Raw genomic sequence first — 26,328 nt, 5'->3', positions numbered from 1 at the left:
CATCCCTACGTGTGGAAGATCCTGCCGATATGTTTGCGCCTTTGTTAAAAAAACTTTTTGGAAGCAAGAACGAGCGTGAAGTCAAACGCATGCTCAAGACGGTGAGTATCGTCAATGCCTTCGAAGAGAAGATGGTGGCCCTCTCCGACGAGCAACTGCGGGGCAAGACCGTAGAGTTCAAGGAGCGCCTGGCCAAAGGCGAGACACTGGACCAATTGCTGCCCGAAGCCTTCGCCGTGGCCCGAGAGGCCGGTAAGCGCGTAATGGGCATGCGCCATTTCGATGTGCAGTTGATCGGCGGCATGACCCTGCACGAGGGTATGATCGCAGAAATGCGCACCGGTGAAGGCAAGACCTTGGTCGGTACCCTGGCCGTTTACCTCAATGCATTGTCCGGCAAGGGCGTGCACGTGGTCACCGTCAACGACTATCTGGCGCGCCGTGACGCCAACTGGATGCGCCCGCTGTACGAATTCCTCGGTCTGTCGGTCGGTATCGTCTCGGCCTTCCAGCCGCCGGAAGAAAAGCGCGCCGCCTATGCCGCCGACATCACCTACGGCACCAACAACGAATTCGGTTTCGACTACCTGCGCGACAACATGGCGTTCAGCCAGGACGAGAAGTTCCAGCGTGAACTGAACTTCGCCGTGATCGACGAAGTCGACTCCATCCTCATCGACGAAGCGCGTACCCCGCTGATCATTTCCGGTCAGGCCGAGGACAGCTCCAAGCTGTACATCGAGATCAACCGCCTGATCCCGCGCCTCACCCAGCACATCGAAGAGGTCGAAGGCCAGGTCACCCAGGAAGGCCACTTCACCATCGACGAGAAGAGTCGCCAGGTGGAACTGAACGAAGCCGGCCACCAGTTCATCGAAGAGATGCTGGCCCAGGCGGGCCTGCTCGCCGAAGGCGAGAGCCTGTACTCCGCGCACAACCTGGGCTTGCTGACACACGTCTACGCCGGTCTTCGTGCACACAAGTTGTTCCACCGCAACGTCGAGTACATCGTTCAGGACGGCCAGGTCCTGCTGATTGACGAACACACCGGCCGTACCATGCCAGGTCGTCGTCTCTCCGAGGGCCTGCACCAGGCCATCGAAGCAAAAGAGAACCTGAACATCCAGGCCGAGAGCCAGACCCTGGCTTCGACCACGTTCCAGAACTATTTCCGCCTGTACACCAAGCTGTCCGGCATGACCGGTACCGCCGACACCGAAGCGTTCGAGTTCCAGTCGATCTACGGCCTGAACGTGATGGTCATTCCGCCGAACAAGCCACTGGCGCGTAAGGACTACAACGACCTGGTGTACCTGACCGCTGACGAGAAATACGCCGCGATCATCGCCGACATCAAGGAAAGCATGAAGCTGGGCCGCCCGGTGCTGGTGGGTACCGCGACCATTGAAACTTCCGAGCACATGTCCAACCTCCTGAAAAAGGAAGGTATCGACCACAAGGTGCTCAACGCCAAGTATCACGAGAAGGAAGCCGAGATTATTGCGCAGGCAGGCGCGCCCGGTGCACTGACCATCGCCACCAACATGGCTGGCCGTGGTACCGATATCCTGCTGGGCGGTAACTGGGAAGCCGAAGTGGCTGCCCTGGAAAACCCGACCGCCGAGCAGATCGCCCAGATCAAGGCCGACTGGCAGAAGCGTCACCAGCAAGTGATCGAAACGGGTGGCCTGCATGTAATCGCTTCCGAGCGCCACGAATCGCGCCGTATCGACAACCAGCTGCGTGGCCGCTCCGGTCGTCAGGGCGACCCGGGCTCCAGCCGCTTCTACCTGTCGCTGGAAGACAGCCTGATGCGCATCTTCGCCTCTGACCGGGTGAAGAACTTCATGAAGGCACTGGGCATGCAGTCGGGCGAGGCCATCGAGCACCGCATGGTCACCAACGCTATCGAGAAAGCCCAACGCAAGGTCGAAGGCCGCAACTTCGACATTCGTAAGCAATTGCTCGAATATGACGACGTCGCCAACGAACAGCGCAAGGTGATCTACCACATGCGCAACAGCTTGCTGGCCGCCGAGAACATTGGTGACACCATCGTCGAATTCCGCAAGGAAGTACTGGACGCTACCATCAGCCAGCACATTCCGCCGCAGTCGCTGCCAGAGCAGTGGGACGTTGCCGGCCTGGAGGCTTCGCTGGCCAGCGATTTCGCCATCAAGTTGCCAATCCAGCAATGGCTCGACGAGGACGATCACCTCTACGAAGAGACCTTGCGCGAGAAGCTGCTGAGCGAGATCACCGCTGCCTACACCGAGAAGGAAGACCAGGCTGGTCTCGAAGCCCTGCGAACCTTCGAGAAGCAGATTCTGCTGCGCGTGCTGGACGACCTGTGGAAAGACCACCTGTCGACCATGGACCACCTGCGTCACGGTATTCACCTGCGTGGTTATGCGCAGAAGAACCCGAAGCAGGAGTACAAGCGCGAGTCGTTCAGCCTGTTCCAGGAACTGCTGGAGTCGATCAAGCGCGACACCATCCGTGTGCTGTCGCACGTACAGGTTCGCCGCGAAGACCCAGCCGAAGAAGAAGCCCGCCTGCGCCGCGAGGCCGAAGAGCTGGCTAGCCGCATGCAATTCCAGCACGCCGCTGTATCGGGCCTGGAAAGTGAGCAACTGAGCGAGGAGGGGGCCGAAGTAGCGGTAGCCTCGGCGCCAGTACGCAATGACCAGAAGCTGGGCCGCAACGAGCCGTGCTGGTGCGGCTCGGGCAAGAAGTTCAAGCATTGCCATGGTCAGATCGAGTGATCTGAACCGTACGTTGTACAAGCCTGGGGCCGCTTTGCGGCCCTTTCGCGACACAAGGCCGCTCCCACAGGTACCGCGCTCGTCCATCAACGGGCGCGATCCTTGTGGGAGCGGCCTTGTGTCGCGATGGGGCGCGAAGCGGCCCCTTTTTCGAAATCATCGTTTTTTCTAGGAGCGCTCTAATGGCTGTTGGTCTTGGTCCTTTGCCCACCCTGCACCCGGTTCCGGGTTTTGAACTCGGTATCGCTTCTGCCGGTATCAAGCGCCCGGGGCGCAAGGATGTGGTGGTCATGCGCTGTGCCGAAGGCTCCAGCGTGGCGGGTGTGTTCACCCTCAACGCCTTCTGCGCCGCGCCGGTGATCCTGTCCAAGCAGCGTGTACAGGGCACCGTGCGCTACCTGCTGACCAACACAGGTAACGCCAACGCCGGCACCGGCGCGCCGGGCCTGGCCGCCGCCGAGCGTACCTGCGCCAAGCTGGCCGAACTGGCTGGCGTACCGGCCGAGTCGGTACTGCCGTTTTCCACCGGCGTGATCGGTGAGCCGCTGCCGGTCGAGAAGATCGAAGGCGCGCTGCAGGCGGCGCTCGACAACCTGTCGGAAAACAACTGGGCTGAGGCCGCTACCGGCATCATGACCACCGACACCCTGCCCAAGGGGGCCAGCCGCCAGTTCCAGCACGATGGCGTGACCGTTACCGTCACCGGCATCAGCAAGGGGGCAGGCATGATCCGCCCGAACATGGCGACCATGCTGGGTTACATCGCCACCGACGCCAAGGTGGCGCCAAAGGTACTCAAGGACCTGATGCTCGACGGCGCCAACAAGTCGTTCAATCGCATCACTATCGATGGTGACACCTCGACCAACGATTGCTGCATGCTGATCGCTACCGGCAAGGCCGACCTGCCGGAAGTGACCGAAGCCAGCGGCGCGCTCTTCGAAGCGCTGAAAAAGGCCGTGTTCGAGGTGTGCATGGAAGTGGCCCAGGCCATCGTCCGTGACGGCGAAGGCGCGACCAAGTTCGTGACAGTGCAGGTCAACGGTGGTGGCAACCACCAGGAGTGCCTGGACGTCGGTTACGCCGTGGCCCACTCGCCGCTGATCAAGACCGCGCTGTTCGCCTCCGACCCGAACTGGGGCCGCATCCTCGCCGCGGTTGGCCGTGCCGGTGTGCCGGAACTGGATGTGAGCCTGATCGACGTTTACCTGGACAACGTTTGCATTGCGAGCCAAGGCGGCCGCAGCCCGAGCTATACCGAGGCGCAGGGTTCGGCAGTGATGGCCCAGGAAGAGATCACCATCCGTATCGAGCTGGGCCGTGGCCAGTGCAGCGAAACCATCTGGACGACCGACCTGTCCCACGAGTACGTGAAGATCAACGCCGAGTACCGTACCTGATCTACTGATCCGAAAGCCTCTTCGCGGGCACGCCCGCTCCCACAGGTGTTGCAATGCCTGCAGGAGCGGTGCGGTCCCTGTAGGAGCGGGCTTGCCCGCGAAAGGCCGCGCAGCGGCCTGCGGGTTTTGCAATACAAACCTGATGGAGCCGAACCATGAGCTATCACCTGATCATCGGCGACAAGCTGTACTCCTCCTGGTCGCTGCGTGGCGCCTTGGCCCTCGAGCTGGCTGGCATGCCCTACGAAGAAACCCTGATCAAGCTGAACCAGCCTGATACCCGCCAGCGCATCCTCGCTTTCTCCTCCACCGGCAAGGTACCGCTGCTCAAGACCGAGCACGGTGTGATCGCGGACTCGCTGGCCATTGCCGAATACCTCAACGAACGCCACCCCGAAGCCCAGATGTGGCCTGCCGATGTGGCGGCGCGAGCCCAGGCCCGTTCGGCCTGTGCGCAGATGCATAGCGGCTTTTTTGCCCTGCGCGGCGCCATGCCGTTCGACTTGTCGCGCGACCAGGCGCTGGACAACGTGCCGCTGGACGTGCAAATCGACATCGACCGTATCGTTGCGCTGTGGTCCGAATGCCGTCTGGTGGCCAAGGACAGCGGCCCGTTCCTGTTCGGCAAGGCAAGCCTGGCCGATGCCTTCTTTGCCCCGGTGGCCGTGCGCCTGCGCACCTACCGCGTAGAAGTCCCCGCTGAGGCGGCAGCCTACATCGAGACCATTTATCAGTGGCCAGCCTTCCAGGCATGGCAACAGGCAGGCCTGGAGGAGCGTGAAGCGTGAAACGGATTCATGTAGTAGCGGCCGTCATTCGCGGTGCTGATGGCCGTATTCTGATCGCACGTCGTGCCGATACCCAGCACCAGGGCGGCTTGTGGGAGTTTCCCGGTGGCAAGGTGGAGGAAGGCGAGAGCGTCGAAGCGGCGCTTGCCCGCGAGTTGCGCGAGGAGCTGGGCATTGAGGTAACCCGGTCGCGTGCGCTGATCAAGGTCAGCCATGACTACCCGGACAAGCAGGTGCTGCTGGATGTGCGCGAGGTCGAAGCGTTCACTGGCGAACCCCATGGTGCCGAAGGCCAGCCGCTGGAGTGGGTTGCCCCGCGCGATTTGCCGCAGTACGAATTCCCCGAGGCCAACAAGCCGATCGTCGCCGCTGCGCGCCTGCCGGACCAGTACCTGATCACCCCGGATGGCCTGGAGGTGCCGCAGCTGCTCAAGGGCATCCAGAAGGCGGTGGCCAACGGCATTCGCCTTATCCAGTTGCGTGCTCCGGACATGTACGACCCCAAGTACCGCGACGTGGCGGTGGATGCGGTCGGGCTGTGTGCGGGCAAGGCGCAGTTGATGCTTAAAGGGCCACTGGAATGGCTGGGTGATTTCCCAGCGGCAGGTTGGCACCTGACGGCCGCGCAACTGCGCAAGTACGCTGCCAGGGGCCGGCCGTTCCCCAAGGAACGCTGGTTGGCCGCGTCCTGCCACAGTGCCGAGGAGCTGGCGCTGGCTGAGCAGATGGGCGTGGACTTTGTCACCCTGTCGCCAGTGCAGGCAACCCAGACTCATCCGGATGCGGTGCCGCTGGGCTGGGATGAGGCGCAGCGCGTGATTGCCGGGTTCAACAAACCGGTGTATCTGCTGGGTGGGGTAGGGCCGAGTGAGCGCGAGCAGGCTTGGGAAGCGGGTGCACAGGGTGTGGCCGGCATCCGGGCGTTCTGGCCCGAGGTTTGAGTCCCCTGTAACAGGGGCCGCTGCGGGGCCCATTCGCGGGCAAGCCCGCGAATGGGCTGCAAAGCAGCCCCAGAAGTATCAGCCTTGGGGTTTCTCGGCGGGCTGCCACAAAACCTCAGCCACCCCTTGGCGCCGCCCGATGATCCGCGCCGCCACGAACAATAGATCGGAAAGCCGGTTGATATATGTCATCCCAACGCCTTCCAGCGGCTCCATGGCATTCAACTGCTGGCACCGGCGCTCTGCACTGCGCGCCAGGCTGCGGCACACATGCGCCTGCGCCACCAGCGCCGAACCACTGGGCAGAATGAAGTTCTTCAGCGGCCCCAGCTCTTCGTTCCACACATCGATGGCCGCCTCCAGGCGTTCCACTTCCGCCAGGTTCAACGCCTGGTAACTGGGCATCGCCAGCTCGCCACCCAGGTCGAACAAGCGGTGCTGACACGGCGCCAGCACCTCGGTCACTTCATTCAGCCCGTGCTCGGCAAGCCCCGCCAGCAGCAACCCCAACTGGCTGTTCAGGCTGTCCACCTCGCCAATCGCTTCGATCCGCGGGTGGTCCTTGGGCACCCGACGGCCGTCGCCGAGGCCGGTTTCGCCTTTGTCGCCGGTGCGGGTATAGATCTTCGAAAGGCGGTAGCCCATGTCATTGCTCCGTTCTGGCCGGCACCGCCGCTGCCGGCTGGCTGAGGGGCAGGCGCAGGGTAAAGCAGGTGCCTTGGCCTGGCGTGGATTGCACTTCCATCTGCCCCTTGTGGTTGTTGGTGATGATGAAGTACGAGACTGACAGGCCCAGCCCGGTGCCCTGGCCGATTTCCTTGGTGGTGAAGAACGGCTCGAAGGTGCGCTTGCGCACTGCCTCGGGCATGCCGACGCCATTGTCCTCGACCTGGATTTCCGCCCACGGCGGGTTCAGCCGGGTGCGCAGTGTGATGCGCCCGGGCTCGCTGGGTTGCGGGCGCTGGTGGATGGCTTGGGCCGCATTCTTCAGCAAGTTGAGCAGTACTTGTTCCAGCTCGTTGGCGGTGCAGGGCACCGGCCCCAGGTTGGGGTCGAACTGGCGCACGATGGCTTGACCCTTGAAGTCGAAGCCGATGGCCAGGTCGAAGTCATTGCCGGCAATTTCAAGGGCCTGATCGATCAGTGCCGGCAGCTCACATGGCACCAGTTGGCGGTCGCTGCGGCGGCTGAAGCTGAGCATGTGGGTGACGATCTTCGCCGCCCGGGCTCCGGCCTGCTGAATGCCGTCGAGCAGTTGCGGCACCTCGCGGCTGTCCAGATAGCGGTTGATCGTGGCCAGGTCGATGCCCAGCTCTTCGGCCTGTTCCTGGTTGCGCGGCAGGTCGGACGACAGGCGCCGGCGAATGTTCTGCACGTTGTGCAGGATAGCGCCCAGCGGGTTGTTGATTTCATGCGCCATGCCGGCAGCCAGGCCACCGACCGAGAGCATTTTTTCCGACTGCACCATCATCTCTTCCAATGACAGACGCTGGGTGATGTCGTCGATACGAATGACCACGCCGCGCCCACCGCCGCCGGTCAGTGGGTAGAAGGTCAGGGCGTAGTGGCGTAGGTCGTCGCCCTTGGGCCAGGTTACCCGCTCGATCTTCGCCACTCGATGTTTTTCCACGGTCTCCTTCAGCTGCGGGAGGAACGGCTTCAGCGGTTCGAAAGCAATGAACACGGGCTGGTTAAGTGCCTCGTCCAGTGGCGTGCCGGAAAGCACCGTGGCTTCGTGGTTCCATTGGGTCACGTAAAGCTGTTCGTCGAGGGCAATCAGCGCCGAGGGCATCGAGTCGATGATGCTGTTGAGGTAGTTCTGGAAACCGGTGAGTTTTTTCTCGATCTTGCTGCGTACCTGCACTTCCAGTTCCAGCTTGCGGTTGGTGTGGCGGGTTTCCTCAGCAAGGCCCTGAGCCTGGTCGTAGGCGCTCTGGAATTCATCGCGGGCGCTCTTGAGCTGCTGCTCGCGGGCCTCGATGCGCGACAGCATGGTGTTGAAGGCCTCGGCCAGGCTGCCGATTTCATCGTCGTTGCCGCGCTGGGCGCGCAAGGCGTAGCTCTCTTCACGGGTAACCTGGCGGCTGAGTTCCTCAAGCTGGTTGATCGGTTGTGTGATCAGGCGCTTGATCTGCCGGGCGATGACGATCCATAGCAGGACACTGAATACCAGGATACCCAGGCTGGCGCTGAGTGTGCCGGTGTAGAAGGCCATGGGCAGTTCGCTGCTGGCTACCAGCAGCAAGTGTGCCGGTGGGTTGGCATCGCGGGGGATGCGGATCAACTGAGTGCTGCGAAACTCCATCAGGCGCCAGCCGTCGATGTTTCGAAAACGCTTGGGCAGGGCCAGCGGCTCACCATGCTGCAACTGCGCCAGCATCTGCCCATCGCCACCGTAGACGGCGGCGGCACGCAGCGGTGTGTAATTGTCCAGTTCCTTGAGCAGGGCACGGGCGGTGTCCGGGGTGTCGCCGGCGCGGGCTGCAAGCTGTGGATTGGCCACCAGCCGGCCGATGGTCTGCAACGCCTGCGGCGCCATGCTTTCCTGGGTAATCCAGTAGGCGGCGCTGATGAAGGTGAGGTTGGCCACCAGCAAGATGGTCACCAGCAGTACCAGCAGGGCCGCCAGTAGCTTCTGCCCGACCGGGAGGTTTTCCAGGCGTTGGCGCAAGGTCATGGGCAAGGCAATGTCCGTATCCGGTTGAAGGGCCGCGTCAGTCGCAGGGCAAACCACGCACGCGCAGGTTTTCGACCAAGCGCTGCAGCAGGTGTTCCAGCTGCGGCAGCTGCAGGCCATGACGTGTGGCCGCGCGGCAAGCATGGCCGAGCAGGTAGTGCAACTCGGTGCGCCGTCCTGCATGCACGTCCTGGTACATGGAAGAATAGTTGCCTGCGGTGGCGAGGATTACCCGCTGCACTTCTTCGTCCAGCCCCTCGGCTGCTTGCGGCTGGCCGCAACGGTGCAGCAGCCGGGCCAGCTCGACGCACAGGGCCTGAACTTCACCCAGGTGCCCCAGCAGCCCGCCATTCTGGCAATCGTGAAGCACGGTCAGCGGGTTGATGGCGCAATTGAGCGCCAGCTTGCGCCACAGGCGGGTGAGTATGTCCACTGTCCATTCAGCAGGGATACCGGCTTCGTGCAGGTCATCGAACCAGGCGGGGATCATGGGGTTACGTGGGTCGCCCAGCCAGTTGAAGCCATGGCCGGCAAAACGCACCTGCCAGTCCCCCTCGCGGAAGGCGCCTTCGGTGCTGGAGACGAAGATGCAGCGAGCGTGCGGCACAACGTCGGCGACTTCATCCTGGCTGCCCAGGCCATTCTGCAACAGCAGCACTTCCGCGCTCTCGGCCAGCCGCGGCGCTACACCGGCAATCGCCGGGGCTGCGTCATAGGCTTTGCAGGCCACCAGCAGGCGGTGGATCGGGCCTTGCGCCTGGGCGGTTTCGGCAGGTATGGCGTAGTGCCGTGTTTGCTCTTGCTCGACCAAGGTCAGGCCGCCAGCCTGCTGATAAGCCTGCAACCGTTGCCCGTCACGCAGGATCAGGCGCACAGCCTTGCCTGCGCGTGCCAGGCGGCAGGCCCACAGACTGCCCAGGCTACCGGCGCCGAGAATATGCCAGGTGCTGCTCATATGCGTTTCGCAACCCGTTATAATGAGCCCGCATTTTAACCTTCAAACCCAGCGCGCTCCATCTTCAGCCTGAGCGCGCTTTTATTTTGGGAGAACAACCATGCCTTCGTTCGACGTGGTATCGGAACTGGACAAGCACGAAGTGCAGAACGCGGTCGACAACGCCATCAAGGAACTGGACCGCCGCTACGACCTCAAGGGCAAAGGCACCTTCGAGTTCAAGGACAAAGAGCAGACCGTGATGCTCACCGCCGAGGAAGAGTTCCAGCTCGAGGCGATGCTGGAGATCCTGCGCCTGGCGCTGGTCAAGCGCAAGATCGACGTGAAGTGCCTGGAAACCAAGGACCCGTACGCCTCCGGCAAGGAAAAGAAACAGGAAGCCAAGTTCCGCGAAGGCATCGACAAGGACCTGGCGAAAAAGATCGTTGCCACCATCAAGGATGGCAAGTTGAAAGTACAGGCCGCCATCCAGGGTGAGCAGGTACGGGTAACCGGCAAGAAGCGTGACGACCTGCAGGAAGCCATTGCCCTGCTGCGCACCAAGGAATTCGACATGCCGCTGCAGTTCAACAACTTCCGCGACTGATGTGGGGTCGCCCGGAACCCCGATGGCCAAATGATGTCCATGGGGGCCGGGGTTGCGTAATAACACGCGCGGCCTGTTCTACCGTGTACTTGCCGCTCGGCATCAGGAGATGAATATGGATTTGAACGCTGAGGTCGATCAGCTCGTCCGCCAATCCCAGACGTGGATCCCTTTGATCATGGAATACGGCAGCCGTGTGCTGCTGGCACTGCTGACCCTGGCGGTTGGCTGGTGGATCATCAACAAGGTCAGCGCCCGCCTCGGCAAGCTGGTTGGCCTGCGCAACGCCGACCTGGCGCTGCAGGGCTTCATCAGCTCTCTGGCGAACATCGTGCTGAAGGTGCTGCTATTGGTCAGCGTGGCCTCGATGATCGGCATCGAGACCACCTCGTTCGTCGCAGCCATCGGTGCCGCAGGCCTGGCCATCGGCCTGGCCTTGCAGGGCAGCCTGGCGAACTTCGCCGGTGGTGTGCTGATTCTGATGTTCCGCCCGTTCCGTATCGGTGACTGGATCGAGGCGCAGGGCGTTGCCGGCACCGTCGACAGTATCCAGATCTTCCACACCGTGCTCCGCACCGCTGACAACAAGACAGTCATCATGCCCAATGGCAGCCTGTCCAACGGCATCATTACCAACACCAATCGCCAGCCGACGCGCAAGGTGGTGTTCGATGTGGGCGTTGACTACGAGGCCGACCTGCAGACTGCCCGCAATGTGTTGCTGGAGCTGGCAAAGGACCCACGTGTTCTGCAAGACCCGGCACCGCAGGCGGTCGTGTCGACGCTGGGCGACAGCTCGATCACCGTATCGCTGCGCTTGTGGACCAAGACCTCCGATTACTGGGACGTGATGTTCATGCTCAACGAGTATGCGCGTGACCGGTTGAAGGCCGAAGGGATCGACATTCCGTTTCCGCAGCGGGTTATTCGCGTGGTGCAGGAGACTGCAACGCAGTAAGACCGCGTCAAAGCCGGGGCCGCAAAGCGGCCCCGACTTTTTTCCTGCCCTGATTACACTTGTTCACAGCAATTTCCGACCATTTCTGGCATATAGCCTGACCCCGCCTGCCACACCCGATACGCCATCATGAAACCACTGCTGTATATCACCCCTCTGCGCGCCTTGCTGTTCGGCCTGACGCTGGCCCTGTTCGAGCTACTGACCTACCTGGCCAGCGACGCGGTCATGCCGGCCATGCCGATTGTGGTCGGCGACCTCGACGCCAGCCCTGAGTACATTCCCCATGCCCTCAACCTTTACCTGCTGGGGGGCGTGGTACTGCAATGGCTGATCGGCCCGCTGGCCGACCGCTATGGACGGCGCCCGCTGCTGCTGGTCGGCTGCGCGTTCTTTGGCTTGGCGTGCCTGGCGACTTTCTGGGTCCAGGACATCGGCCTGTTCAACCTGTTGCGCCTGTTGCAGGGCATTGGCCTGGGTTTTGTGGTCACTGTCAGCTACCCGGCCCTGAACGAGGCTTTCAGCGAGGCTGATGCCGTACGCATGATGGCCCTGCTGGCCAACATCGCCTTGCTGTCGCCCCTGCTCGGGCCGCTGGTGGGCACCTTGCTGCTGCAATGGCTGGACTGGCGCTGGCTGTTCGTGGCGTTCGCCATCGGCGCAGTGCAGGCCTGGCTGCTGTTGTATCGCCTGATGCCGGAAACCCTGGGTGTGGAACGCCGTGACGGCTCGCGGCTGGCGTTCACGCCGATTCACCTGCTGCCACTGTTGGCGGGCTATGGCCAGTTGCTGGCCAACCGCCGCTTCGTTGCAGGGAGCGCCGCCCTTGGGTTGGTCGGTTTACCGCTGATTGGCTGGATCGGTCTGTCGCCGGTGCTGCTGATTCATGATGAGGGGTTGAGTACCCTGGAGTATGCGTTGTGGCAGTTGCCTGTGTTTGGCGGGTTGATCCTCGGTAACCTGATCATCAACCGTATTGCTGATCGCTACCCGCTGCCAGCCTTGGTGCGTGGTGCGCTCTGGCCATACCTGGCCGGCCTGTGCCTGATGGTGCTGGCGACCTGGTACTGGCCCAGCGTGACCAGTGTGGTGGCCGGCATGTCGCTGTACGCGCTGGGGTTAGGCGTGGCCAATGCGGTGCTGTACCGCATGACGCTGTTCTCCAGTGAACAGAGCAAGGGGCTGGTTTCGGCCATGCTGGGGATGATCACCATTGCCTTGCTTGGGCTCGGCGGGGCGCTGCTGGCGATGATTGGCGCTGGTGCCAGCTTGCTGCATTTTGCCCTGGCGGCGGGCGTAGCAGGGGCGTTGGCGCTGTGGCCGCTGTGGTTTGTGGTGGGTGGGCGGCCCGGGGAAGGGGCTGTAGCTCGATAATCGGTATTGCCTGTGCCGGCCTCTTCGCGGGTAAACCCGCTCCTACAAGGCAACGCGGCCCGGCCTCTTCGCGGGTAAACCCGTTCCTACAAGGCGACGCGGCCCGGCCTCTGCGCGGGTAAACCCGCTCTTACAAGGCAACGCGGCCCGGCCTCTTCGCGGGTGAACCCGTTCCTACAAGGCGACGCGGCCCGGTGTAGGAGCGGGTTCACCCGCGAAGAGGCCTGCACAGGCAACACAAACCTTCAGGGCCGCTCAGCTGCGGAGTGTTCCTCCGCCACCGGGGTTCCCCGCCCGGCTTCCTGATGCCACTGCAGGGCGATCAGGATCAGCGTAGGCACACCCAGCAAAGCAGTGATCAGGAAGAAGTCGTGGTAGCCGAACTTCTCCACAATAACGCCCGAATACCCGCCGATCAGCCGCGGCAACAGCAGCATGATCGAACTGAGCAGTGCGTACTGGGTCGCCGAGAACTTCAGATTGGTCAGGCTTGACAGGTAGGCCACAAAGGCCGAAGTAGCCATGCCGGAGCTGAAGTTGTCCAGTGAGATGGTCACCACCAGCATTTCCAGGTTCGGACCCATGTCAGCCAGCATCAGGAACAGGATGTTGGTGCCGGCAGAGGCTACGCCGCCGATGAACAGGATGGGCATGATGCCGAAACGTACGATCAGCAGGCCCCCAACTCCGGCGCCGACCAGGGTCATGATCAGACCGAAGATCTTGCTGACGCTGGCAATCTGGTCCTTGGTGAAGCCCATGTCGATATAGAACACGTTGGCCATCACCCCCATCACCGTGTCCGACATGCGATAGGTGGCGATCAGGCCTAGCAGCAGCAGAGCCTGCCAGCGGTAGCGGGTGATGAAGTCGTTGATCGGGGTCAGCACGGGGGCCAGGCCGCGACGACCGAGGCTCGACAGGCAGGCCCAGGACAGCAGCACGTACAGGATCAGGCGCAGGAAGGCGCGGTCTTCCAGCAGCAGGTCGAGCGGCGTGGCATCACCGGAGATCACGCTGGACCAGCCGGTGTTGAACATCTGGGTGAAGCTGGCCGGTACCGAGACCAGCAGGATGATCAGCACGAACACCGAGGCCATCTGGTGCACCAGCCCGTAGCGCGCTGCCGACAACTGGGTGCGCATGGGCACTGGCGGTTCGCGCATGACCAAGGTGGTGAACAGGGCGGGCAGCATCATCACCCCGAACATCACGTACGTGCCGGCCCACGCCTTGTGCAGGTAGCTGAAGCCGGTAGAGCCGAACCACTCGGCGAAGAACAGGGCACCGGCCGTGGCAAGCAAGGCAGCCACCCGGTAGCCGGCCATGTAGCTGGCAGCGAGCGCGGCCTGGCGCTGGTCGTCAGCGATTTCCAGGCGGTAGGCGTCGACAGCGATGTCCTGGGTAGCCGAGGCGAAGGCCACCAGTACGGCCATGGCAATCAGCCAGGAGAGGTGTTGTTGCGGGTCGCACAGGCTCATGCCGACCAGCCCGATCACCACCAGCGCTTGCGACAACAGCAGCCACGAGCGCCGGCGCCCGAGGCCGCCAAGCAACGGCAGGCGCCATTGGTCGAGCAGCGGTGACCAGACCCACTTGAAGGCGTAGGCCAAGCCAATCAGGCTGGCATAACCGATGGTTTCACGGGCAACGCCGGCTTCGCGCAACCATACCGACAGGGTCGAGAACACCAGCATGTACGGCAGGCCGGCGGCGAAACCGAGTAGCAAAAGTACCAAGGTTGACGGGCTGGCATAGGCAGCAAGCGCAGCGCGCCAGGTTTTACGGGGCATGGGCCAACATCTGCCTCAAGTTTTCGAAAACAAAGCGCGCACTCTAACCGCTGTGCTCCATTGGGCGCCAGCCATGGCGCGTCATATCCACACGATTGTTGCTTACATTCACACCTTCCCCGCGTAACCGCGCCCTTTGCTCATCGCCTGACGGGGTACCCAGCGCCAGGCTCAGCCGGCCACCCGCGCCGAGCACCCGATGCCAAGGCAGACGAGTGTCTGCAGGCAACTGCCCCAGAGTGCGCCCAACCCAGCGCGCCGCACGGCCAAGCCCAGCCAGCTCGGCCAGTTGGCCATAGCTCACCACCTTGCCAGGTGGCACTTGGCCAAGTACGGAATACAGCGCCGTTCGTCGGCCCTCGGCCGAATCAAGGGCGTGCTCATATCCATCAGACATCTCGCCCGCCTTGGGCTGCAGATGAAACCGGACCGGTGGTCCGGCAAATGAGAGTTGAACTCAACGGCATGCTCCCGGTCTGTCCTTGCTCTGGTCGTGGGTATCTGGATAATGCCCGGCTTTTTCGTCAAATCGAACCTTAGTCCGCAAACAAAGCCTGTTTATGAATTCTAGATCCTTGTTGTGCCTTCTTGCTGTTTCCCTGTGCGCCTCTCCGGTGTTCGCCGACACTGTGTGGATGAAGAACGGTGACCGGCTGAGTGGCAAGATCAAGGTCTTCGACGGCGGCAAGCTGCTGCTGGAAACCCCTTATGGCGGGTCAATCGCCCTGGACTGGAAACAGGTCCAGACGCTGGAAAGCGATCAGGAGATGCTGGTCAAGCAGGACGCCTACAGCGGAGAGAAAGCCAAGTCGCTCAAGGCCGCCGAGCCAGGCAAGGTGACCTTGGCCAATGGCGATTCACCGAAGACGGTGGAGCTGGCCAGCATCGAGCAGATCATGAAGCCCAAGCCGTTGGTCGAGGATTTCGTGTGGAAAGGCAATGTCGACGTGGCGCTGGACTACAAGCGCGCCGAGAACGACACCGACGATTACGACGTGGGCTTCAAGACCACTGCCCGCCATGGCCGCTGGCGGCACAACGCCGAGGGTGAGTACAACCGCGAGACCAAGGACGACGTTACCACCACCGACAACTGGAGCGCCGAGTACGCTCTGGACCGCTTCATGACCGAGAAGTGGTTCTGGCAGGGGCGTGCGGAATACAAGCGCGATCACATCGAAGACCTGGCCCGCCAGCGCACCGTGGGTACCGGCCCGGGTTACCAGTTCTGGGACGATGAACTGGGCGCGTTCTCGCTGGGCTCACTGATCAACCGTACTGACTTCGAGTATCAGGACGGCGGCAAGGATAATTTCTATTCTGCGGCCGTGAAGTGGGATTACACCCGATACCTGATCGGCAAGAACGTGCAGCTGTTCACCAACGGCGAGTTCGCCAAGCCGCTGGGTGGCGTGGCCGACTACTCGCTGGATGCCGAGGTTGGCCTGCGCTACAAGGTCACCGAGTGGGCCTCGCTCAACCTCAAGGCGGAGAAGGATATCATCACCGGCACGCGTGAAAGTGACCTGGACAAGACACGCTATACCGCGGGCTTTGGCGTTACCTGGTAAGGCATCAGGATGCAGGTCAGTGGCACAGGCAGCTGATAATGCTTATCTTGTCCCCAACCCGTCCGCCAGGAGCTGCCTTCAAGTGAGTACCAACGCCATCCGCCCCGCCCGGGAACTGCTGCTCAAGGAATATCGAGGCGTGCTTTCGACCCATTCCAGGTCGATGCCTGGCTACCCCTTTGGTTCGGTCGTGCCGTACTGCCTGGACGCCCAGGGCAACCCGCTGATCCTGATCAGCCGCATTGCCCAGCACACCCACAACCTGCTGAAGGACCCCAAGTGTTCGCTGTTGGTGGGTGAGCGCGAGGCTGAGGATGTGCAGGCGGTAGGGCGCCTGACGGTGATGGCCGAAGCGCACAAGCTGGTCGACGAGGCCGTCATCGAGGCCGCCGCCGAACGCTATTACCGCTATTTCCCGGACGCGGCCAACTACCACAAGGCCCACGACTTCGATTTCTGGGTGCTGCAACCGGTGCGCCACCGCTACATCGGCGGCTTCGGTGCGATCCACTGGCTGGACCATGTGACCTTGGCCAACCCGTTCGCCGGCAAGGCCGAGGGGAGCATGATCGAACACATGAACAGCGATCACGCCAGTGCCATTGCCCACTACGTCGAATTGACCGGGTTGCCACGGCACGTACCGGCGCAGTTGGTCGGGGTAGACAGCGAAGGCATGCACCTGCGCATCGGCCAGGCCGTGCACTGGTTGCCTTTCCCCACTACTTGCAACACGCCGACACAAGTCCGCGAGGCCTTGGTTTTGCTGGCTCGCGCTGACAAATGGCCGGTTGTGATGCAAACCGAGGGTTGAAATCCGGAGCGCAGGCATCCATCTGAGGTCTTATTGGAAGGTTATCTTCCGTCGAGGAACCCTTGATGCGTGCTTTTCTACTGCTGTTTCTGATTTTTCCTGTGCTGGAGCTGTTCGTCTTCGTGAAGGTCAGCGCGGCAATCGGTTTCTTTCCGGCGTTGCTGCTGATCATCGCCGGCTCCGCCTTGGGCGTACTGGTCATGCGGGTGGCCGGCCTGGCGACTGCATTGCGCGCCCGTGAAAGCCTGCAGCGCGGTGAATTGCCCGCCGAGGACATGTTCCAGGGCATGATGCTGGCCGTGGGTGGTGGCCTGTTGCTGCTGCCAGGCTTCATCAGCGACGTGTTGGGTGTGCTGTGCCTGCTGCCGTTCACCCGTCGCCTGGCTGCGCGCAAGATGCGCGAGCGTGCCGAGGCCCAGGCCATGCGCCAGCGTGCATTCCAGGACGACCCCTTCCAGGCGCAGCCGCGTGATGGCGGCCACCGCCCGAACGTGATCGAAGGCGAGTACGAGCGCCGCGACAAGTAAAAAGGACCGGGGCCGCACAAGCGGCCCCGGTTTTTTTTGGCCTGATGAAAATTTTTCTATCTCGAGCCTTGTAATTGGATGTGGCGGCCTCATGTATGTGGTCACCGCAAGGTTTCTGGTGGCAACACCAGACATTACACAGGTGGTTCGCTCACAGCGGGCCACCCCCGGCAACGCCGGACAGCATCAAAACCGCCGGTGTCGAACCGGCCGATGAAAACCACAATTTGGGAGAGATCGACAATGAAACTTCGTCCTCTGCATGACCGCGTAGTCATCCGTCGCAGCGAAGAAGAATCGAAAACCGCTGGCGGTATCGTCCTGCCGGGTTCGGCCGCTGAAAAACCAAACCGCGGCGAAGTTGTAGCCGTCGGCACCGGTCGCGTTCTGGACAACGGCGAAGTTCGCGCGCTGGCCGTGAAAGTGGGTGACAAAGTGGTTTTCGGCCCGTACTCGGGCAGCAACACCGTGAAAGTCGATGGCGAAGACCTGCTGGTCATGGCCGAGAACGAAATCCTCGCCGTTGTCGAAGGCTGATTTCCCCCCGACTTCCCGTTACTCCAAAGTTTTTCAAGGATTAAACGATCATGGCTGCTAAAGACGTAAAATTTGGTGATTCCGCTCGTAAGAAAATGCTGGTTGGTGTCAACGTTCTGGCTGACGCGGTAAAAGCGACCCTCGGCCCGAAAGGCCGTAACGTGGTACTGGCCAAGAGCTTCGGCGCGCCGACCATCACCAAGGACGGCGTTTCCGTCGCCAAAGAAATCGAGCTGAAAGACGCTTTCGAAAACATGGGCGCCCAGCTGGTCAAGGAAGTTGCTTCCAAGGCCAACGACGCTGCCGGTGACGGCACCACCACCGCTACCGTTCTGGCTCAGGCCATCGTCAACGAAGGCCTGAAAGCCGTCGCTGCCGGCATGAACCCGATGGACCTGAAGCGCGGTATCGACAAGGCCACTGCTGCCGTTGTTGCCGAGCTGAAGAACCTGTCCAAGCCATGCGCCGACTCCAAGGCCATCGCCCAGGTTGGTACCATCTCTGCCAACTCCGACAACTCCATCGGTGAAATCATCGCCGAAGCCATGGAAAAAGTCGGTAAAGAAGGCGTGATCACCGTTGAAGAAGGCTCGGGCCTGGAAAACGAACTGTCCGTCGTAGAAGGCATGCAGTTCGACCGTGGCTACCTGTCGCCGTACTTCGTCAACAAGCCGGACACCATGGTTGCCGAGCTGGAAAGCCCGCTGCTGCTGCTGGTCGACAAGAAAATCTCCAACATCCGTGAGCTGCTGCCAGTTCTGGAAGCCGTTGCCAAGGCCGGCCGCCCACTGCTGATCGTTGCCGAGGACGTTGAAGGTGAAGCGCTGGCTACCCTGGTAGTCAACAACATGCGCGGCATCGTCAAGGTTGCTGCAGTCAAGGCTCCGGGCTTCGGCGATCGCCGCAAGGCCATGCTGCAGGACATCGCCGTCCTGACTGGCGGCCAGGTCATCTCCGAAGAAATCGGCCTGTCCCTGGAAACCGCTACCCTGGAGCACCTGGGTAACGCCAAGCGCGTCATCCTGTCCAAGGAAAACACCACCATCATCGACGGTGCTGGTGCTGACACCGAGATCGAAGCACGCGTCAAGCAGATCCGTGCCCAGATCGAAGAAACTTCCTCGGACTACGACCGTGAGAAGCTGCAAGAGCGTCTGGCCAAGCTGGCTGGCGGTGTTGCCGTGATCAAGGTGGGTGCTGGCACTGAAGTTGAAATGAAAGAGAAGAAAGCCCGCGTTGAAGACGCCCTGCACGCTACCCGTGCAGCCGTTGAAGAAGGCGTGGTGCCTGGCGGTGGTGTTGCCCTGGTTCGCGCCCTGGCAGCCATCGTCGACCTGAAAGGCGACAACGAAGACCAGAACGTCGGTATCGCGCTGCTGCGTCGCGCTGTTGAATCCCCGCTGCGCCAGATCACAGCCAACGCCGGTGATGAGCCAAGCGTGGTTGCTGACAAGGTCAAGCAAGGTTCGGGCAACTACGGCTACAACGCTGCTACCGGTGAATACGGCGACATGATCGAGATGGGCATCCTGGACCCAGCCAAGGTTACTCGCTCGGCGCTGCAAGCTGCTGCTTCGATCGGCGGTCTGATGATCACCACCGAAGCCATGGTTGCCGACCTGCCGGAAGACAAGCCAGCTGCTGGCATGCCTGATATGGGCGGTATGGGTGGCATGGGCGGCATGATGTAGTGCGACGAGAGTCGCTATAGGTAGAAGCACCTAGCGGGCTACATCTTAGGTGATCACCGGTTGAACCGGTGATCACTTTCCCGCAGAAACAGCTTAAAAAACCCGAAGTCCGGGCGTCAAAACCCGGATTTCCGGCACTCACAAGGTGCTTAGAATTCGGCGTAATGTCGCCTATATATCGTGATTTTCTCTCTGGAAATCATCAGAACGATATGCGTACTGAGCTTGCAGATTTTGAATCACTGCGAGGGAGGTATGGGAAATCGTGTCCAAAGAGCTGGCCTGCTCCTATCTATAGGGCGCAAGCCATAGCTGTCATTGTCTCACCCGGAAACCGCAAGGTAGAGGGGCGCGAGACCTTTTGTTCAGCCAAAAGTAGCCTAGGGATAGTGCGTCGCTGGTAACGGCGGGGTGCGAAGCTTCCTGACAATGTAGTCCCATGATTCTGTGGTGTGTGGTCGCCGCGAGGCACCATGCAGACCCTGCGAGCAACACGCGGGTGAGACGCTAGGCTGGTTGGTATGGCCAACGTAAGTGAACTGCTGATAAACACCGTCAACCGCATGGAGCCAAAGTTGCTGATAGGCTTTGACCAAAATGGTGCATGACTGGTTGTCCCTTTTACATCTGGGGGCACGCTGACATTGAGTCATCGGTGAATAGGCAGGGCCTAACCCATCCTTGTGACGGTTATGGAACTCGGTAAGCCCGTATTTTCGCCATTGGCCTGTATGGCAAGGCAGGTCGACCGTGAGGAAGACTGTTGAAAATGCGGGTAGAGGATGTCGGAAAAAGCGAATGCCTCCCTGTAATGGGGTTGGATAAGGGCTCTGCCCTGACTGGAAACGGTGCTGACTTCCGACTGGTCTTTGATCGCGAGAAGGCCTGTAAAGCCATCAAGAACAGACGTTTGTCGGTTTGACCGGCTGCGTCTAACTCATAGAAATCCCTTGCGGGGCAGTGTACTCACTCCCCCACAAGGGCGACGTGCGTCTACTGCCCTCTGGGGAAATCTTCTCTGGAGGAAAAGCAAGATGAGTGCGTCTGAAATAGAAGTACCTGCGTCCTCCCATCTGGCCATCAGTTGGCATTCGATAGACTGGGAAACAGGTCATCGACAGGTGCGAGGGCTACAGGTACGGATCGCGAAGGCAGCCAAGAATCAGCAATGGCGGCAGGTGAAAACCTTGCAGCGTATGCTGGTTCGCTCGTTTGCCGCCAAGGTATTGGCGGTTAAACGGGTCACTGAAAACCGGGGTCGCAGGACTCCCGGCGTCGATGGGGAAACCTGGAGCACGCCTGAAAGCAAATGGAAGGCAGTTTTTCGGTTAGAGCGCAGGGGCTACAAGCCCCGGCCACTGCGGCGGATTTACATTCCCAAAGCAAATGGCCAGCGTAGACCGCTGGGGATTCCGACGATGCTGGATCGAGCGATGCAGGCGTTATACCTGCTGGCACTTGAACCGGTGTCTGAGACCACAGCCGACCGAAATTCCTATGGCTTTCGCCCTCACCGTTCCACGGCAGATGCAATCGAGCAATTGTTCGTCAATCTCGGTCGCAAGCATTCTGCGCAGTGGGTCATGGAGGGCGATATAAAGGGATGTTTCGACAACATCAGTCACGACTGGCTGATCACTAACGTCCCGATGGACAAAGTGGTTCTAAGGAAATGGCTGAAAGCGGGATATTTGGAATCCGGTCGATTGAATCCGACAGGGGCGGGAACTCCGCAAGGAGGGATCATCTCGCCCGTATTGGCCAACCTGGCCCTTGATGGACTGGAAAAGGAGCTCGAATCTCGGTTCGGGCAGCGTAATACCAAAGCCAGCTACAAGACCAAGGTCAACTATGTGCGATACGCAGATGATTTCGTCATCACCGGCATCTCGAAAGAGCTGCTGGAAAACGAGGTGAAGCCACTCGTCGAAGCCTTCATGGCCGAGCGGGGGTTGAGCCTTGCGGTGGAGAAAACGTTGTTCACGCATGTATCGGATGGGTTCGATTTCCTCGGTCAGAATATTCGCAAGTACGGTGACAAGCTGCTGATAAAGCCAGCCCACAAGAACGTGAAAGCATTTCTGGCCAAGGTTAAGGCGTTGGTTGAAGCGAACAAAGCGGCACCGGCCAGCCTGTTGATCAAGCAGCTCAATCCAGTTATTCGGGGTTGGGCCAATTATCATCGGCCGATTGTCGCCAAGCAGACCTTCAACTACGTGGATTACAGGATCTGGAAATTGCTATGGCGATGGTGCAGGCGGCGACATCTGAATCGCTGCAAACGTTGGATCAAGGAAAAATACTTCAAGCGCGTGGGAACACGTAGTTGGGTATTCTCCGGGCTACACCCCAGCGGCAAACTGCTCCACTTGTTGTACGCCAGCGATACGCCGATCAAGCGGCACACCAAGATCAAGGCGGAGGCTAACCCATACGCCCCAGAGGACGAGATGTACTTCGAGCAACGGCTGGAATATGCGTGGCGAAGCTCGGACGAGGGGAAGCGGAAGACGCTGACGCTGTGGCTTGGCCAGAGCAAGCGCTGCCCGATGTGCAAGCAGTTGATTACGTTCGAAAGCGGGTGGAACATTCACCATGTTATCGAGCGGCACAAGGGCGGATGCGACGAGCTGGGCAATCTGGTGTTGTTGCATCCCAACTGTCATCGACAGTTACACAGTGCGGCACCGGCTCTTTCAACTGAGAAAGGGCTTACAAAGGCTTGAGCTGTATGCGGGGAAACTCGCACGTACAGTTCTTAGGGGAGGGACGGTCAGTAATGGCCGTTTCTTACCCGACAGCCAGCCTTACCCCCTGCACCATCAAAAAGCCCCGGTTCGCGAGAACCGGGGCTTTTTGTTGTTCCTGTCGGGGCCTCTTCACAGCACAAGGCTGCTCTTGAGCCTTGTGCTGTGAAAAGAGTGGATCAACCGACCAGCGGATCACCGACGTGCAGGATCTTCATGCCGTTGGTGCCACCGATGGTGTGGTAGCTGTCACCCTTGGTCAGGATCACCCAGTCACCTTGCTCCACCAGGCCACGTTTGAGCAGCTCGTCGACCGCTGCCTGGCTCACCTTGTCGGCCGGCAGCGCGGCCGGGTCGAAGGCAATCGGGTACACACCACGGAACATCGAGGCGCGCGCCTGGGTAGCGCGACGCGGCGACAGGGCGAAGATCGGTACATGCGAACGCAGGCGCGACATGATCAGCGGGGTGTAGCCGCTTTCGGTCAGGGCGATGATCGCCTTTACGCCCGGGAAGTGGTTGGCAGTGTACATGGCCGCCAAGGCGATGCTTTCGTCGCAGCGCTCGAAGGTGGTGTGCAGGCGATGGCTGGACTTCTGGCTGGTCGGGTGCTTTTCGGCACCCAGGCAGATGCGTGCCATGGCCTGGACCGCTTCGATCGGGTAGGAACCGGCGGCGCTTTCGGCCGACAGCATCACCGCATCGGTATTGTCCAGCACGGCGTTGGCCACGTCGGACACTTCAGCGCGGGTCGGCATCGGGTTCTGGATCATCGACTCCATCATCTGGGTCGCCACGATCACTGCCTTGTTGTTGCGGCGGGCGTGCTGGATGATCTTCTTCTGGATGGCGATCAGCTCGGCGTCGCCGATTTCCACGCCCAGGTCACCACGGGCAACCATCACCGCGTCGGAGGCGGCGATCAGCTTGTCGAGGGTCTCGTCATCGGCAACTGCTTCGGCGCGTTCGATCTTGGCCACCAGCCAGGCGCTGCCGCCGGCTTCGTCACGCAACTTGCGCGCGTATTCCATGTCGCTGGCGTCACGCGGGAAGGACACGGCCAGGTAGTCCAGGTCCATTTCCGCAGCCAGCTTGATGTCGGCCTTGTCCTTTTCGGTCAGGGCCGGTGCGGTCAGGCCACCCCCTTTACGGTTGATGCCTTTGTGGTCCGACAGCGGGCCACCGATGATCACCACGCAGTGCAGGGCGTCTGCAGTGGCGGTTTCGACGCGCATGACCACGCGGCCATCGTCGAGCAGCAGTTCGTCACCAACGCCGCAGTCCTTGACCAGGTCGGGGTAGTCGATACCGACGATGTCCTGGTTGCCTTCGGTCAGCGGGTGGGCGGTGGAGAAGGTGAACTTGTCACCGATCTTCAGTTCGATGCGCTTGTTGGCGAACTTGGCGATGCGGATCTTCGGACCCTGCAGGTCGCCCAGCAGTGCAACATGGCGGCCGTTCTTGGCGGCGATGTCACGAATCAGGCGCGCGCGGGCCTTGTGCTCGTCCGGCGTGCCGTGGGAGAAGTTCAGACGTGCCACGTCCAGGCCGGCGAGGATCAGTTGTTCGATCACTTCCGGCGAGTTGCTGGCGGGGCCAAGGGTGGCGACGATTTTGGTGCGGCGGATGCTCATGCACAGACTCCTATAGTGAAGCGCAGCGAAAGGCTACTCCTGAATCTCGCTGTAGTCATTGTTCCGTTGCACTACCTACGCCCAGGGCAGGGTGGCATTTGAACGGGGCAGGGTATCCTTGCAAAAGGGTGTGAAGATTTGCAGGCAAACGCCGATACATTGGCATCAAAGGAGATCCCCATGCGAGCCCTGATCGTTTTAGCCCTGGCCGCCAGCACCGTCGGCTGCACCCGCTGGTCCATGGACCACCACCTGAACAATGCCTACCGCGCCTACGACCGCGGCGATTGCGCGCGGGTCATGCTCGAACTGTCGCAGGTTGATCGCACCAGCCGTGCCCGGCCGTTCATCCACCCCGAAGTGTCATTGCTGCGCGGCCAGTGCCTGGAGCGCCAGGCGTTGTACGTGGATGCGGCGCAGACCTATCAGTACCTGATCCAGCAGTACCCGGGCAACGAGTATGCCTATCGCGCCCAGGCGCGCCTGCAGACCCTGGAAAAACTCGGCCATTTGCGCGGTGCGGAAACAGCCGTGGCCAACCCGGTGACGAGCGTACCTTGGCGCTAACACAAAGGTGTGGTTAATTTCACGAGATTTGCTGCGCGTGCTGCGCTAATCTGTAACTCAGTTGTTACAACAACCGCCAGTACTTTGTATTCCTGGCATCAGGTACGGAATACACTCGCGATCATGTTCAACAAGCGCCACATCGAACGTCATCAGCTACCTTGTGTCCTCAAGGTATTCAACCGCTTTACCGGTCAGGAGATCGGTCAGCTAGGCAATGCCTCTGAAAATGGGCTGATGGTCATCAGCCAGCTACCTGTGTTGGTCGGGCCCGATTACGAGCTGCAACTGCGTATGCCCCTGCCTGGCGGCGGGCACCAGTTCGTCAACCTCACTGCCAGTTGCCTGTGGTGCCGTGAGGACCAGACACCTGGGCATTACGATTCGGGCTTCATGCTGCTGCAGTCTCCGCGCGAGTACGATGATTTCGTTCGTTCATTGCGCGACTATTTCAGTTTCCGCCCCGCCAACGCGCCCGTCTGAACGTTCATTTTTCAGAATCGCGCTAGAATCGGGTCGACCTCGATACAGGACGACCCCGTGACCTCCAGCATTTTCTGGCACGACTATGAAACCACCGGCATCAACCCGCGCTGCGATCGGCCGCTGCAGGTGGCCGGCGTGCGCACTGACTTCGACCTCAACGAGATCGACGAGCCGATCAGTCTCTATTGCCGGCCGTCGGACGATATCCTGCCGCACCCGGCGGCCTGCCTGGTGACTGGCATCACGCCGCAACTGCTGGCGGAGCAGGGCTTGTGCGAAGCCGAGTTCATGACCCGTGTGCATGCCCAACTGGCGCAACCGGGCACCTGTGGTGCCGGCTACAACACCCTGCGCTTCGACGATGAGGTGACCCGCTACAGCCTTTACCGCAACTTTTTCGATCCGTACGCCCGTGAATGGCAGGGAGGCAATAGCCGCTGGGACCTGATCGATATTGTGCGTACCGCCTATGCCCTGCGCCCGGAGGGTATTCAATGGCCACAACAGGACGGGCGCACCAGTCTGCGTCTTGAACTGCTGAGCAAGGCCAATGGCATTGACCATGGGCATGCCCACGAAGCGCTTTCCGACGTGCGGGCAACCATTGCCTTGGCCCGCCTGATTCGGCAGAAACAACCCAAGTTGTATGACTGGCTGTTTCAGCTGCGCAGCAAGCATAAAGTGATGGAGCAGATCCGTTTGTTGCAGCCACTGGTGCATATATCCGGACGTTTTTCGGCGGCGCGCAATTACCTGGGTGTCGTATTGCCACTGGCCTGGCACCCGCGTAATCGCAATGCACTGATTGTCTGCGACCTGCATCAGGAAACCCTACCGTTACTACGGGAAAGTGCTGAAGTTTTGCGTCAGCGTTTGTACACCCGGCATGATGAATTGGCTGAAGGTGAATTGCCGGTACCGCTCAAATTGGTGCAGATCAATCGTTGCCCGGTAGTGGCGCCGCTGTCGGTATTGCGCCCGGTCGATCAACAACGATTGGGCCTGGACTTGACGTTGTTACAATCGCGCGGCGAACAATTGGCCAATCAACAGGCGCAATGGCAAGAAAAGCTGGAGCACATCTATGGCAAGGACGAGTTCGCCCCGAGTGAGGACCCGGAACAGCAGTTGTATGAGGGTTTTATAGGTGACCGCGACCGGCGCTTATGCGAGCAAGTTCGTGCGCTGGAACCGGCGCAGTTGAGCCTTGGCCACTGGATGTTCGATGATCCGCGTTTGCCGGAGCTGTTGTTCCGCTACCGGGCACGTAACTTCCCTGAAACCTTGACCGGCGAAGAGCGGCAACGTTGGTATGGCTTCTGCCAGCAACGCCTGAGCGACCCGCAGTGGGGCGCGCCGAATACCTTGGGCGACTTCGAACAGGCACGCCAGCAAGCCTGGGAGGGCGCCGACGAGGCGGGCAGGCGGGTGTTGGAGGCCTGGCAAATGCATGCTCGACAATTGCAGGAAAACTATTCAATCGGCTGATGGCAGGTAAACAAAAACGCCGGCAGTGT

General features: G+C 60.8%; 22 protein-coding genes. 16 read left to right on the top strand and 6 right to left on the bottom strand.

The annotated features are described in order from the left end of the window. Positions 1–29 precede the first annotated feature (29 nt). The 4 genes from secA (at position 30) to GST84_21470 (ending at position 5,894) form a co-directional block, all read left to right on the top strand. Positions 30–2,765, top strand: coding sequence for a preprotein translocase subunit SecA (secA, locus tag GST84_21485; protein XGB14771.1), 2,736 nt, complete (start codon positions 30–32; stop codon positions 2,763–2,765). Positions 2,766–2,947: 182 nt separating this feature from the next. Next, the gene (gene argJ, locus GST84_21480) at positions 2,948–4,165 is read left to right on the top strand and encodes a bifunctional glutamate N-acetyltransferase/amino-acid acetyltransferase ArgJ (protein ID XGB14770.1); all 1,218 of its coding nucleotides are present in this window, start codon (positions 2,948–2,950) and stop codon (positions 4,163–4,165) included. Positions 4,166–4,320: 155 nt separating this feature from the next. After that, positions 4,321–4,953 carry a glutathione S-transferase gene (locus GST84_21475; GenBank protein XGB14769.1) on the top strand — a complete coding sequence of 211 codons (633 nt, stop codon included), beginning with the start codon at positions 4,321–4,323 and terminating at the stop codon, positions 4,951–4,953. Next, positions 4,950–5,894, top strand: coding sequence for a Nudix family hydrolase (locus GST84_21470; protein XGB14768.1), 945 nt, complete (start codon positions 4,950–4,952; stop codon positions 5,892–5,894). Before GST84_21475 ends, GST84_21470 begins: the two co-directional genes overlap by 4 nt. A gap of 78 nt (positions 5,895–5,972) precedes the next feature. On the opposite strand, the gene GST84_21465 is transcribed toward GST84_21470, so the two are convergent. From GST84_21465 to GST84_21455, 3 genes are read right to left on the bottom strand one after another with little or no spacing between them, the layout of a single operon-like run. Then, a complete protein-coding gene (locus GST84_21465) occupies positions 5,973–6,539 on the bottom strand; it encodes a cob(I)yrinic acid a,c-diamide adenosyltransferase (GenBank protein ID XGB14767.1) in 567 nt (188 codons plus the stop codon). Position 6,540: 1 nt separating this feature from the next. Continuing rightward, positions 6,541–8,571, bottom strand: a complete 2,031-nt coding sequence (locus GST84_21460; protein ID XGB15816.1) for a PAS domain-containing protein — start codon at positions 8,569–8,571, stop codon at positions 6,541–6,543. 37 nt (positions 8,572–8,608) lie between these two features. Continuing rightward, the gene (locus tag GST84_21455) at positions 8,609–9,526 is read right to left on the bottom strand and encodes a putative 2-dehydropantoate 2-reductase (GenBank protein ID XGB14766.1); all 918 of its coding nucleotides are present in this window, start codon (positions 9,524–9,526) and stop codon (positions 8,609–8,611) included. Positions 9,527–9,626: 100 nt separating this feature from the next. Between GST84_21455 and GST84_21450 the strand changes: the two genes are divergently transcribed. The 3 genes from GST84_21450 to GST84_21440 all read left to right on the top strand — a co-directional run bounded on the left by GST84_21450 (position 9,627) and on the right by GST84_21440 (position 12,444). After that, on the top strand, positions 9,627–10,112 hold the full coding sequence (locus GST84_21450) for a YajQ family cyclic di-GMP-binding protein (protein XGB14765.1): 486 nt from the start codon (positions 9,627–9,629) through the stop codon (positions 10,110–10,112). 115 nt (positions 10,113–10,227) lie between these two features. Further along, positions 10,228–11,070 (top strand): mechanosensitive ion channel, encoded by an 843-nt coding sequence (locus tag GST84_21445; protein ID XGB14764.1) that lies wholly within the window; start codon positions 10,228–10,230, stop codon positions 11,068–11,070. 129 nt (positions 11,071–11,199) lie between these two features. After that, positions 11,200–12,444: an MFS transporter gene (locus GST84_21440; GenBank protein XGB14763.1), complete on the top strand. Its 1,245-nt coding sequence runs from the start codon at positions 11,200–11,202 to the stop codon at positions 12,442–12,444. 245 nt (positions 12,445–12,689) lie between these two features. Here GST84_21440 and GST84_21435 read toward each other — a convergent pair whose 3' ends face one another. Together GST84_21435 and GST84_21430 are read right to left on the bottom strand one after the other, a co-directional pair. Further along, positions 12,690–14,237: an AmpG family muropeptide MFS transporter gene (locus GST84_21435; protein XGB14762.1), complete on the bottom strand. Its 1,548-nt coding sequence runs from the start codon at positions 14,235–14,237 to the stop codon at positions 12,690–12,692. 43 nt (positions 14,238–14,280) lie between these two features. Next, a complete protein-coding gene (locus GST84_21430) occupies positions 14,281–14,634 on the bottom strand; it encodes a DNA base-flipping protein YbaZ (protein ID XGB14761.1) in 354 nt (117 codons plus the stop codon). A 163-nt stretch (positions 14,635–14,797) separates the two neighbouring features. On the opposite strand from GST84_21430, the gene GST84_21425 reads away from it, so the two are divergent. The 6 genes from GST84_21425 (at position 14,798) to ltrA (ending at position 22,103) form a co-directional block, all read left to right on the top strand. Beyond that, positions 14,798–15,808: a DUF481 domain-containing protein gene (locus GST84_21425; protein ID XGB14760.1), complete on the top strand. Its 1,011-nt coding sequence runs from the start codon at positions 14,798–14,800 to the stop codon at positions 15,806–15,808. 82 nt (positions 15,809–15,890) lie between these two features. Continuing rightward, on the top strand, positions 15,891–16,622 hold the full coding sequence (locus GST84_21420) for a DUF2470 domain-containing protein (protein ID XGB14759.1): 732 nt from the start codon (positions 15,891–15,893) through the stop codon (positions 16,620–16,622). Between the two features lie 65 nt (positions 16,623–16,687). Then, a complete protein-coding gene (fxsA, locus tag GST84_21415; GenBank protein XGB14758.1) occupies positions 16,688–17,149 on the top strand; it encodes a membrane protein FxsA in 462 nt (153 codons plus the stop codon). Between the two features lie 243 nt (positions 17,150–17,392). Beyond that, entirely contained in the window at positions 17,393–17,686 is a 294-nt protein-coding gene (locus GST84_21410) for a co-chaperone GroES (protein ID XGB14757.1), read from the top strand. Between the two features lie 50 nt (positions 17,687–17,736). After that, positions 17,737–19,377 (top strand): chaperonin GroEL, encoded by a 1,641-nt coding sequence (gene groL, locus GST84_21405; GenBank protein ID XGB14756.1) that lies wholly within the window; start codon positions 17,737–17,739, stop codon positions 19,375–19,377. A 1,034-nt stretch (positions 19,378–20,411) separates the two neighbouring features. Further along, positions 20,412–22,103, top strand: a complete 1,692-nt coding sequence (gene ltrA, locus GST84_21400) for a group II intron reverse transcriptase/maturase (protein ID XGB14755.1) — start codon at positions 20,412–20,414, stop codon at positions 22,101–22,103. Positions 22,104–22,303: 200 nt separating this feature from the next. Here the strand turns inward: ltrA and pyk are convergent, their stop codons facing one another. After that, the gene (gene pyk / locus GST84_21395; GenBank protein ID XGB14754.1) at positions 22,304–23,758 is read right to left on the bottom strand and encodes a pyruvate kinase; all 1,455 of its coding nucleotides are present in this window, start codon (positions 23,756–23,758) and stop codon (positions 22,304–22,306) included. Between the two features lie 180 nt (positions 23,759–23,938). Here pyk and GST84_21390 point away from each other — a divergent pair, with 180 nt between their 5' ends. The 3 genes from GST84_21390 to sbcB all read left to right on the top strand — a co-directional run bounded on the left by GST84_21390 (position 23,939) and on the right by sbcB (position 26,299). Then, complete coding sequence (locus GST84_21390; GenBank protein ID XGB14753.1) at positions 23,939–24,325, top strand: tetratricopeptide repeat protein; 387 nt, start codon at positions 23,939–23,941, stop codon at positions 24,323–24,325. Between the two features lie 123 nt (positions 24,326–24,448). Then, on the top strand, positions 24,449–24,808 hold the full coding sequence (locus GST84_21385) for a PilZ domain-containing protein (protein XGB14752.1): 360 nt from the start codon (positions 24,449–24,451) through the stop codon (positions 24,806–24,808). Positions 24,809–24,865: 57 nt separating this feature from the next. After that, positions 24,866–26,299 (top strand): exodeoxyribonuclease I, encoded by a 1,434-nt coding sequence (gene sbcB / locus GST84_21380; GenBank protein ID XGB14751.1) that lies wholly within the window; start codon positions 24,866–24,868, stop codon positions 26,297–26,299. The last annotated feature ends 29 nt before the right edge of the window (positions 26,300–26,328 follow it).

The organism is Pseudomonas putida, from assembly GCA_041879295.1.
Classification (GTDB): domain Bacteria; phylum Pseudomonadota; class Gammaproteobacteria; order Pseudomonadales; family Pseudomonadaceae; genus Aquipseudomonas; species Aquipseudomonas putida_Y.
Note: the sequence above shows the minus strand (reverse complement) of the source record. Positions and strands in the feature narration are given on the sequence as shown.

Coding starts and splice junctions, on each gene's coding strand:
- secA (XGB14771.1), top strand. CDS start 30: ATGTTTGCGCCTTTGTTAAAAAAACTTTTTGGAAGCAAGAACGAGCGT.
- argJ (XGB14770.1), top strand. CDS start 2,948: ATGGCTGTTGGTCTTGGTCCTTTGCCCACCCTGCACCCGGTTCCGGGT.
- GST84_21475 (XGB14769.1), top strand. CDS start 4,321: ATGAGCTATCACCTGATCATCGGCGACAAGCTGTACTCCTCCTGGTCG.
- GST84_21465 (XGB14767.1), bottom strand. CDS start 6,539: ATGGGCTACCGCCTTTCGAAGATCTATACCCGCACCGGCGACAAAGGC.
- GST84_21460 (XGB15816.1), bottom strand. CDS start 8,571: ATGACCTTGCGCCAACGCCTGGAAAACCTCCCGGTCGGGCAGAAGCTA.
- GST84_21455 (XGB14766.1), bottom strand. CDS start 9,526: ATGAGCAGCACCTGGCATATTCTCGGCGCCGGTAGCCTGGGCAGTCTG.
- GST84_21450 (XGB14765.1), top strand. CDS start 9,627: ATGCCTTCGTTCGACGTGGTATCGGAACTGGACAAGCACGAAGTGCAG.
- GST84_21445 (XGB14764.1), top strand. CDS start 10,228: ATGGATTTGAACGCTGAGGTCGATCAGCTCGTCCGCCAATCCCAGACG.
- GST84_21440 (XGB14763.1), top strand. CDS start 11,200: ATGAAACCACTGCTGTATATCACCCCTCTGCGCGCCTTGCTGTTCGGC.
- GST84_21435 (XGB14762.1), bottom strand. CDS start 14,237: ATGCCCCGTAAAACCTGGCGCGCTGCGCTTGCTGCCTATGCCAGCCCG.
- GST84_21430 (XGB14761.1), bottom strand. CDS start 14,634: ATGTCTGATGGATATGAGCACGCCCTTGATTCGGCCGAGGGCCGACGA.
- GST84_21425 (XGB14760.1), top strand. CDS start 14,798: ATGAATTCTAGATCCTTGTTGTGCCTTCTTGCTGTTTCCCTGTGCGCC.
- fxsA (XGB14758.1), top strand. CDS start 16,688: ATGCGTGCTTTTCTACTGCTGTTTCTGATTTTTCCTGTGCTGGAGCTG.
- GST84_21410 (XGB14757.1), top strand. CDS start 17,393: ATGAAACTTCGTCCTCTGCATGACCGCGTAGTCATCCGTCGCAGCGAA.
- groL (XGB14756.1), top strand. CDS start 17,737: ATGGCTGCTAAAGACGTAAAATTTGGTGATTCCGCTCGTAAGAAAATG.
- ltrA (XGB14755.1), top strand. CDS start 20,412: ATGAGTGCGTCTGAAATAGAAGTACCTGCGTCCTCCCATCTGGCCATC.
- pyk (XGB14754.1), bottom strand. CDS start 23,758: ATGAGCATCCGCCGCACCAAAATCGTCGCCACCCTTGGCCCCGCCAGC.
- GST84_21390 (XGB14753.1), top strand. CDS start 23,939: ATGCGAGCCCTGATCGTTTTAGCCCTGGCCGCCAGCACCGTCGGCTGC.
- GST84_21385 (XGB14752.1), top strand. CDS start 24,449: ATGTTCAACAAGCGCCACATCGAACGTCATCAGCTACCTTGTGTCCTC.